Source organism: Carboxylicivirga sp. M1479, assembly GCF_007097485.1.
In the GTDB taxonomy this organism is placed as follows: Bacteria; Bacteroidota; Bacteroidia; order Bacteroidales; family Marinilabiliaceae; genus Carboxylicivirga.
Window position 1 is genome coordinate 1 of the sequence record NZ_VKDE01000088.1, and the last position, 1,272, is coordinate 1,272.

The following is a 1,272-nucleotide window of genomic DNA, read 5'->3' on the forward strand; positions in this document are numbered from 1 at the left end:
GGTTTAACTCTTCGTTTCTACTTCCTTCTACCAACGATCGTGTGCCAACGGTTTATTTGGATGGACACAGGGTGCTTAACCTGGATACAAAAGACTCACTTTTTGTTGGGAGTAAAAAGTATGTCACGAGTAAAAAGCATATCACTCAATATCCTGATGGCAGAACCAATCCAGAGGCGATGACCTACTACATGGGTGTGCATGGACATAATAACTCGGTAACCAATGGCATTGGCCGAATTGGCTATATGGCAGGAGGTAAATCAGCGCTTTGGAATGATGAAACCATGACAGACGTATTTGTTGAAAAAACAAAGGCTTACATTAAAAAGAATAAGGAAAAGCCGTTCTTCCTGTATTATGCTGCTCAGGATATTCATGTGCCTCGAACGCCGCACCCCCGTTTTCATGGAACAACTAGCCTTGGTTACCGTGGTGATGCCATGGTACAATTTGATTGGGCTGTTGGTGAAATTATGAATGCACTGGAGGAAAATGGTATAGCTGAAAATACCATTGTGATCTTCTCCAGTGATAATGGTCCTGTTTATAATGATGGCTATAAGGATGGAACCACTGTTGAACTTTCATCTGAAGAGCTTGACCGTGGGCATGATGGTTCCGGTATCTATCGAGGTGGGAAATACCAGATATACGAAGGAGGAACCCGTGTGCCATTTATTGTAAGTTGGCCAGGCAAGATCAAACCTGGTGTATCAGATGCCCTGGTTAACCAAATTGACCTGATGGGTTCACTGGCTGATTACCTGAATGTTCCATTAAATGATAATGAAGGAATAGATAGTCGAAACACCATGGGCACCTTCTTAGGTACTAGCAAAAGTGGCTTACCATACATGATTGAAGAAGCGGGTAAAGGCAAAGCTTTACGGCGTGGGAATTGGAAGTATATTCCTGATTTAAAGCGAGGTTATGGCAGTCCTAAAATGAACAAGCAGTTGTATAACCTGGCTGTTGATCCTGGTGAGCAAAACAATGTGATTGATGAATATCCGGAGATGGCTAAATCAATGGCTGAAGAACTGGATAAGATTTTAAATGGAGAATCCATTCGATTAAATCGCTAAGAAAATGTATTAGCCTATATGCGGTTGTGAGGCTTATTATTAGTTATGTGTTAAAGAATAAATAAATGAAGAAAGTATTTGGTGTCCTATTCACCCTGGTCATTGCTTTATCGTCGTGTACAGACAATAGTTCGATTGATTTTGCTGCTTCAGTTCCCTTAGCCGGTAACGCCTGGCTAAATGG

General features: G+C 41.6%; 1 protein-coding gene. It reads left to right on the forward strand.

Annotated elements, in window-relative coordinates; genetic code table 11:
- Positions 1 to 1,088: sulfatase-like hydrolase/transferase (locus FNN09_RS20890; RefSeq protein ID WP_143304429.1), on the forward strand; the 1,088-nt coding region annotated here is incomplete at its 5' end.
- Between the last annotated feature and the right edge of the window lie 184 nt (positions 1,089 to 1,272).